This is a genomic window from Kitasatospora sp. NPDC058406 (assembly GCF_042722765.1).
Lineage (GTDB): Bacteria > Actinomycetota > Actinomycetes > Streptomycetales > Streptomycetaceae > Kitasatospora.
The window spans coordinates 1-7,948 of sequence record NZ_JBHXKE010000332.1; the positions used below are offsets into that span (position 1 = coordinate 1).

A 7,948-nucleotide genomic window follows, 5' to 3' on the forward strand; every position below is an offset into this window, starting at 1 on the left:
GGTTGCCTCGTTCAGGCCGCCGGACTCGCCCGAGTAGTTGAGGTTGGCGGTCGCGGCGGTGACGCCGTGGGTCATCTCGTGGCCCGCGATGTCGAGGGAGGTCAGCGGATGGGCGTTGCCGTCGCCGTCGCCGAAGGTCATGCAGAAGCAGTCGTCGTCCCAGAACGCGTTGGCGTACCCGTTGCCGTAGTGGACCCGGCTGGACGCGCCGACCCCGTCGCCGCGGATACCCTCGCGACCGAAGGTGTTCCTGTAGAAGTCCCAGGTCGCCGCGACGCCGAAGTGGGCGTCGACAGCCGCGGACTCGCGGTTGGACGGCAGGCCGTCGCCCCAGTTGTCGGTCGCCCTGGCGAAGGGGGACCCGTCGCTGGGGGCGCCGTTGCCCATATCGGTGGTGTAGGTCCCGCCGCGCGTTCCGTCCTTGAGCTGGTATCCGGAGTCGGTCGGTGTGGTGCCGATCGGGACTTCGCCGACGTGGACGCCGTGGCCCGTGCCGGTCTGCAGACCCTCGAAGGTCCGGATCACCTCGCCCTCGGCGGCGTCGGTGATCACGTGGAGCTTGCTCGGGCCGCCGTCGTCGCCCGTCGCGGCGATCACGGTCTCCCACGCCAGGCGCGGGGCGCCGTCGGCCGCCCAGACGACGAGCCGGGGCCGCCGGGTAACCGCTGCCCCGGGCTGGGTGTCGAGCGAGGTGGCCTGGGCCCGTGCGGCGCTCAGTGCGGGGGAGGGGGCGAGGCCCGCCAGGGGTGCGTCGGACGCGCGGTCGACACCGCGCAGGGTTCCGTCCGGGGCCTGGTGCGCCACCAGATCGCCGCCCAGGACGGGGAGCCCGGAGTAGGTCCGTTCGTAGCGCAGGTGCCGGCCGCCGTCCGGGGAGAGAACGGCGTCCTTGGCGACGAGCTTCTCCTGGGGAGCGAGCCCGAGGTATCGGGCGACGGTTGCGCCCTGTCGGTCGGCCGCGGCCAGCGCGGAGCTTCGGCCGGAGACGAGCGCCGGCGTCGGGGAGGGGGGCGCCGCCTGCGCGGTGACTGCCGGGGCGCCGGTCACAAGCAGGGCGGTGGTGACGCCGAGTGCGGCGAGACTGTGGATGGAGGTCTTGCGCTTCACGAGCGCTCCTTTGCCTGCCGACCGCGTGTGCGGTCGGGCGTGGGTCCGCGTCGCAGGGTGCGGCGCGGCGGGCATCCGGCCGGTGATGCGTCAGGTGGGACGCGGGGCACGGCTGCTGCGGCTCTGGACGGTGCAGGGGGCGGCATGCAGAGCAGAACAGTCACTAGTCATGGACATGACATAAATGACGCGACAGGTCACCTTGGCGGCGGTGGCAAGGGTCCGATGTCGAAGCTGCACGCAACACCGGCGCCCCCGGAGCGAGTCCCGGGGGGCGGTGTTGGAATAGTAGCCATCAAGTTCGGGAATTTGTTGGAACGTGAGCTCTTGTTGAGCGGGATGGGTGGAATCCAGCCATCTGTCAGCCGCGTCCGAGGGCCTGACCGGCGTACGTCCCACGGGTCGGCGAAGCGGGCCGGACAGGTGTGCCGCGGACCGAGGCCGACCACATCATCCCGAGGAGCTCTGCTTCCGCTGCCGTGAGGTGGCGATCTACGCCGTCGAAACAGGCCGCTACGACCCCAGCCTTCCGCTCGAAGTGGGAGGTGACGATCGGGATGCCGTCCCGTGGCGTTGCGCATTCGTTGCCGCGAGGGTGTCTCCCCTGTCCTTCCGTCGCCCTGATCCGGCCGGGCCCGCGCGGCGCCGCTGCGCCGTCTCCGTCGGGACGGTGGTGAAGCCTCCGCGTGCGACTCGTGGTGCTGACGGGACAGGTATGACATAGCGAATTGATGACGGGTCTAGTCCCTTTATGGATGTCACCTTCCGTTCACAGGACCGAACTGAGCGTGTAACACGTGCGGGACACCGTTCCGGGCATGCGAGTCATAGTCATCGGTGCAGGCGTTCTGGGAACCATGCACGCCTGGCACGCGATCAAGCGCGGTCATCGGGTGGTCCATATCGAGCGCGAGGCCGAGGCTCGGGGTGCCTCGGTGCGCAACTTCGGCCTCATCTGGGTCAGCGGCAGGGCCGAGGGTGAGGAACTGGCGGTCGCCCAGCGCGCCAGGCAGCTCTGGGGGGAGATCGGCGCGGAGGTCCCGGAGCTGGGCTTCCGGGCGAACGGTTCGCTCACGCTGGTGCGGACCGAGGCGGAGCTGGCGGTCGCCGAGGAGGCGATCTGGGGTGTCGGGGCCGTGGCCCGCGGGTTCACCCTGCTGGATCCCGCCGGGGCGAGGGCTTTGAACCCGGCCCTGCGCGGGGAGTTCCTCGCGGCCCTGCACTGCGCGCGGGACGGCGCGGTGGAGCCGCGCACCGCCCAGCTCGCGCTTCGTGCGGTCCTGCGGGCCAGCGGCCGGTACGACTTCCTGCCGGGACGGGAGGTGCGCGAGCTGGTCGGCGCGAGAGCGGTGCGCGACGATCATGGCGAGGTGCACTGCGGCGACGCGGTCGTCCTGTGCACCGGAGCCCATCTCGGCGGCCTGGTGCGCGAACTCGTCCCCGACCTGCCGGTCCGCCGGGTCAGGTTGCAGATGATGCAGACGGACCCGCTGGGGGAGCAGCTCACCACCTCGGTCGCGGACGGGGACAGCTTCCGCTACTACCCGGGCTACGGCGGCCCGGCGCTGGACGCCCTCGACCTCGGGCAGCCCCAGCACCCGACCGCCGCCCGGCACCGGATGCAACTGCTGATGGTCCAGCGACGCGAGGGCGGGCTGACCATCGGTGACACGCACGCCTGCGACCAGCCGTTCGACTTTGACGTCGTCGAGGACTCCTACGCCTACCTCACCGGCCTCGTCGAGTCCGTCCTGGGCCGCGCACTGCCGCCGATCCGGCGGCGCTGGGCAGGCGTGTACGCGCAGTGCGCGGACACCGCCCGGGTCGTCCACCGCCAGCAGGTGCGCGACGGCGTCTGGCTGGTGACCGGACCCGGCGGCCGCGGCATGACCTGCTCACCGGCCATCGCCGAGACCACCGCCGACCTGCTCGGCCTCTGACGCAGGCCCTGCCCCGCCCGCCGATCCCGCCCGCCGATCCCGCCTGCGGCTCCCGAAAGACGCCGCCATGGACAGGAATAATTGTCATGCGCGACTCATGCCGGCCCGTCCGCCCCTCCGCCCTCACCACAACTCCCTCGCGCACCACCCGGGACCGCATCCCGGCAGCCCCCGACCGGCGGTACATCACCGACCCGCCCGACATCCGGCCCGGCTGGAATCCCTACACACGGATTGGAAACACCGCACTCGTGGCCACTCGAACACCCCCGCGGTCGCCGGACCGGTCCGCCGCACCCCCTCCCGACCCCCGGCCGCACAGCCGGTCCGGCATCGACTTCCAGGAGATCACGGTCGCCTACCACGGCGCCGTGGTCCTGGACCGCTTCACGCTCTCCGTCGCCCCCGGCGAGGTGGTGGCACTGCTCGGCCCCAGCGGCTCCGGCAAGACCACCGCTCTGCGGACCGTCGCCGGCTTCACCACGCCAGCGGCCGGCCGGGTGTACATCGGCGGACGCGACGTCACGGCCCTGCCGCCGTACGAGCGCGGCATCGGCATGGTGGTGCAGCAGTACGCGCTCTTCCCGCACATGCGGGTCGACCAGAACGTCGCCTTCGGCCTGAAGGCCCGCAAGGTCACCCGGCGGGACATCCCGGGCCGCGTGTCCGAGGCGCTGGAACTGACCGGCATGGCCTCCCTCGCCGCGCGCTACCCGCGCGAGCTGTCCGGTGGCCAGCAGCAGCGGGTGGCCATCGCCAGGGCGCTCGCGATCCGCCCGGACGTGCTCCTGCTCGACGAACCGCTGTCCGCGCTCGACGCCCGGCTCCGCTCCGACATGCTGACCGAACTCGCGCGCCTGCACCGTGAACTGCCCGACCTCAGCGTGCTGTACGTGACACACGACCAGATCGAGGCACTGACCCTGGCGGACCGCATCGCGGTCATGAAGGACGCCAGACTGGTGGACTGCGGCACCCCGCAGCAGCTCTACCGCCGCCCCGGCGACACCTTCACCGCCTCCTTCGTCGGCGACGCCAACCTGCTGCCGGTGACCGTCGAGGCGGGCGGCGGCCCGCACGACACACCGGTCCGCCTGGACGGCACGCCGCTGCGCGCCACCGCACCGACCCCGCTGCCGACCGGCAGCACGGCCACCCTGTGCATCCGTCCGCACCTGCTGCGGATCGTCCGCGCGACCGACGCCGCCAATCTGCTCCGCGGAACCGTCGCCCACGTGCAGTGGCGCGGGGCGACCCACCGGCTGCTGGTCGACCTCCCGGTCGGCCGGCGGATCACCGCCGACCTCACCGAACCTCAGGTCCCCGTCGGCCCCGGCGACCCCGTCACGCTCGGCTTCGACACCGAGGACGCGATTCTGCTGGGCGCGCTGCCGGACGGTGCCGACCGCGTCCCAGCCCCGGGGGGCGCCGATGGCTAGCGCGGCGCTCGGCGCGATGCCCACCCGACCGCGCCGCACCCGGGTTCTTCGCCCAGGGGTGTGGATCCTCCCGCCCCTGGCCGCTCTGGGCTTCGCCTTCCTCTACCCGCTGGCGCTCGTCGCCCTGCAGTCCTTCTCACCGGACGACGGCGGTCACTCGGTGGAACCCTGGCGGGAGGTCCTGGCCTCGGCCGCCTTCCGCAACGCGCTGTGGAACACGGTCTGGATCGCCTCGGGCGCGACCGCGGGCTGCGTCGTACTCGGGTTCTTCCTGGCCCTGGTGATCGCCTTCGTTCCGTTCCCCGGGGCGCGCGCGCTCGGCCGCTTCATCGACACCTTCCTCGCGTTCCCGTCGTTCCTGATCGCGCTGGCCCTGGTGTTCATCTACGGCTCCACAGGAATGGCCAACAGCCTCCTGACGGGCCTGACGGGCAGTCACGGCACCCCGATAGCCTTCCTCGCGACCCCGTGGGGTGTCCTGCTCGCCGAGGTCACCTACTTCACGCCCTTCGTGATGCGACCGCTGCTCGCGGCGTTCTCCCAGGTGGAGACCGCCCAGATCGAGACCGCGTCCTCGTTGGGTGCCCGTCCGTGGCGGATCGTGCACCAGGTGATCCTGCCCGAGGCCCTGCCCTCGCTCGCGGCGGGCGGGAGCCTGGCCCTGGTGATGTGCCTCAACGAGTTCGGGATCGTCCTGTTCACCGGTGCCAAGGGCGTCACGACACTGCCGACACTCGTCTACAGCCGGGCCATCCTGCAGTCCGACTACCCGGCGGCCTGTGCCATCGCGATGGTCAACGTCCTGCTGTCGGTGGCGCTCTACGGCGTCTACCGGCTCTGCCTACGGGGCCGGCACAGGAGGGGCGGCAGCCGTGCTGGTGCATAGCCGGGCCGCCCGCGCCCTGGCCTGCGGCGCCTTCCTCCTCCTGGCCGTGCCGCTGTTCGCCCTGCCCTTCCTCACGGTCCTGACCGCCTCCTTCGCCCAGGGATGGAGCGGGGTCCTGCCGTCCGCCTTCACCACCGCGCACTACGCGGCCGCGGCGCACGGGGAATCCCGGGACGCGCTGTTCACCAGCCTCGCCACCGCCACGATCGCCAGTGCGGCGGCGCTGACGGTCGGCAGCTGGGCGGCACTGGCGGCCCGCAACGCGGGCCCGCGCCTGCGCCGGCTGACGGACGGCCTGTTCATGCTGCCGCTCGCGGTGCCCTCCGTGGTGGTGGGCCTCGGCCTGCTGGTCGCTTTCAGCCGCCCGCCGGTGCTGCTCAACGGCACCAGCACCATCGTCATCCTGGCCCACACCGTCCAGGTCACCGCCTTCGCCTACCAGTCCGTCGCGGCCGCCGCGACGCGGCTGCACCCGGCCCTCGAACAGGCCGCCACCGGGCTCGGCGCCCGGCCCGCCCGGGTGCTGTGGCGGATCACCGTCCCGCTCCTGCTGCCCTCGCTGAACGCCGCGCTCGGCCTCTGCTTCGCCCTCTCGATGGGCGAGCTCAGCGTCACGATGATGCTGTACCCGCCGGGTTGGCTCCCACTGCCGGTACGGATCTTCGCCGCCACCGACCGGGGCGCGGTCTTCACGGGCGCCGCCCTCGCCGTGGTCCTCCTCGCCAGCACGCTCGTGGTGCTGATCGGCTGCTCCCGGCTCCGGACGAGGGCCCTGTACCGCTGACGTCCTGTCCAGCTCGCCGCCCGGCCCCCTTCCCCGCTCCACCCGGCCCCTCTCCCCGCTCCGCCCTGCTCCCTTTTCCCCTGCTCCGACTCGTCGCGGCCCCGCGCCGCCGCATACCCCAAGGAGTCACGACCCATGAAGGAACTGCGCAGAACAACCCTCGCAGCCACGGTGGTGATGGCCCTCGCCGGATCACTGGCCGCGTGCGCCGGCAGCGGCCCGTCCGCCGGTCAGGGCTCCACGGTGGTCACGCTCTACAGCGCGGACGGCCTCAAGTCCGAAGACGGAAACGGCTTCTACGACAAGGTCTTCAAGGACTTCACCGCGAAGACCGGTGTCAGGGTCGAGTACGTCGAGGGCGGCTCGGGCGAGATCGTCCAGCGACTGCTGCGGGAGAAGTCCAACACCAAGGCGGACGTGATCGTCACGGTACCGCCGTTCATCCAGCAGGCCGTCGGCAAGGGCCTGATCACCCCCTACCGCCCGGCTGGGGCGGACGCCGTCCCCACGGCCGACAAGGACGCCGACGGCGCCTGGACCACCGTGGTCAACAACTACCTCTGCTTCATCCACAACACCAGGCGACTGCCCGAGCCCCCCGCGAGCTGGAACGACCTGCTGGACGCCGGGTTCCGCGGCAAGCTCCAGTACTCGACACCCGGCGTGGCGGGCGACGGAACCGCCGTGCTGATCAAGGCCATGCACGACTTCGGAGGCATCCAAGGAGCCGCCGACTTCCTGCGGAAGCTTCAGAAGAACAACGTGGGCCCCTCCAAGTCGACCGGCGCACTGGCCGCCAAGGTCGACAAGGGGGAACTGCTGGTCGCGAACGGCGACGTACAGATGAACTACGCCGGCATGAAGTCGATGCCGAACCAGGGAATCTTCTTCCTCGCAGGTCCCGGCGGGAAGCCCTCGACCTTCGCGCTGCCCTACGCGGGCGGCCTGGTGAAGTCGGCCCCGCACCCCGTCGCCGGCCGGATGCTACTCGATTCCTGCTGACCGAGTCGGTGCAGGGGCAGGTGAGCGCGGTCGCCGGCGGCTTCCCGGCCCGCAGCGACGTTCCGGCGACCGGGGACGACGCCGCCAGGCTCGCCGCGCTGCTGAAGGGCGTCGACGTATTCGCGCCCGACTGGAAGGACATCGACGCCAACCTCAAGAGCTACACGGACGCCTGGAACCGGGCCACCGGGAGCTGACGCCCCCCGGGCGGTGGAACAGCGCTCGAAAGGGGCGGGGCCACACGGCCCCGCCCCTTCGCCCCCGTCCGAGCGGATCCGGTACGCGGATCCGGCCGCTGACGGCGGCTGCGGCACGCCCTACTGCTGAATTTCTCAAGTTGCTCGTATAGAGCCTCTGTTGGGGTGAATCTGGTGCGGTAGGGGGTGGGGTGTGCGGGGGTTGTTGCGGGCCCGTGCCGCTGTGGGGGCGGACGAGGAGAGGGTGATCGCCAGGCTCGCCGGGGCACGGAAGGCGCCGGCGGATCTGGTGATGCGGGCGCGGATCGTCGCACTGAGCTGGTCCGGTCTGCGGGTGGCGGGGATCGCGGCGGAGCCGGGCTGTCATCCGAAGACGGTGCGGTGGTGGCTGCACCGCTTCAACGAGCTCGGCCCGGAGGGTCTGGAGGACCGCCCGATCACCCGGTCGGCCGCGCCGGCTCACCGAGTTCGAGCGGTCGCGGATCATCGCGCTGGTCAAGCAGGCACCGCCCGGACGTCCGGTCCGGCAGGAGGACGGGGAACTCGCCCCTGCCGACGGGACGGGCCCGCCCGAATGGACGCTGGACGCGCTG

General features: G+C 71.8%; 6 protein-coding genes and 1 pseudogene. 6 read left to right on the plus strand and 1 reads right to left on the minus strand.

Translation table 11 applies throughout. From position 1 onward, the window contains the following. Nucleotides 1-1,107: M4 family metallopeptidase (locus ACFWOG_RS37540; protein WP_380363938.1), on the minus strand; the 1,107-nt coding region annotated here is incomplete at its 3' end. A gap of 818 nt (nucleotides 1,108-1,925) precedes the next feature. Here ACFWOG_RS37540 and ACFWOG_RS37545 point away from each other — a divergent pair. From ACFWOG_RS37545 to ACFWOG_RS37570, 6 genes and pseudogenes are all read left to right on the plus strand, one after another. Next, on the plus strand, nucleotides 1,926-3,047 hold the full coding sequence (locus tag ACFWOG_RS37545) for a TIGR03364 family FAD-dependent oxidoreductase (RefSeq protein WP_380363940.1): 1,122 nt from the start codon (nucleotides 1,926-1,928) through the stop codon (nucleotides 3,045-3,047). Between the two features lie 251 nt (nucleotides 3,048-3,298). After that, nucleotides 3,299-4,486, plus strand: a complete 1,188-nt coding sequence (locus ACFWOG_RS37550; RefSeq protein WP_380363942.1) for an ABC transporter ATP-binding protein — start codon at nucleotides 3,299-3,301, stop codon at nucleotides 4,484-4,486. Beyond that, a complete protein-coding gene (locus ACFWOG_RS37555; protein ID WP_380363944.1) occupies nucleotides 4,479-5,372 on the plus strand; it encodes a 2-aminoethylphosphonate ABC transporter permease subunit in 894 nt (297 codons plus the stop codon). The genes ACFWOG_RS37550 and ACFWOG_RS37555 overlap by 8 nt, the downstream gene beginning before the upstream one ends. Then, complete coding sequence (locus ACFWOG_RS37560; RefSeq protein ID WP_380363946.1) at nucleotides 5,359-6,156, plus strand: ABC transporter permease; 798 nt, start codon at nucleotides 5,359-5,361, stop codon at nucleotides 6,154-6,156. Before ACFWOG_RS37555 ends, ACFWOG_RS37560 begins: the two co-directional genes overlap by 14 nt. A 135-nt stretch (nucleotides 6,157-6,291) precedes the next feature. Beyond that, nucleotides 6,292-7,355, plus strand: a pseudogene (locus ACFWOG_RS37565) (2-aminoethylphosphonate ABC transporter substrate-binding protein). 292 nt (nucleotides 7,356-7,647) lie between these two features. Next, nucleotides 7,648-7,948, plus strand: a 301-nt coding sequence (locus tag ACFWOG_RS37570) for a helix-turn-helix domain-containing protein (protein WP_380363948.1), incomplete at its 3' end; no start/stop codon positions are given.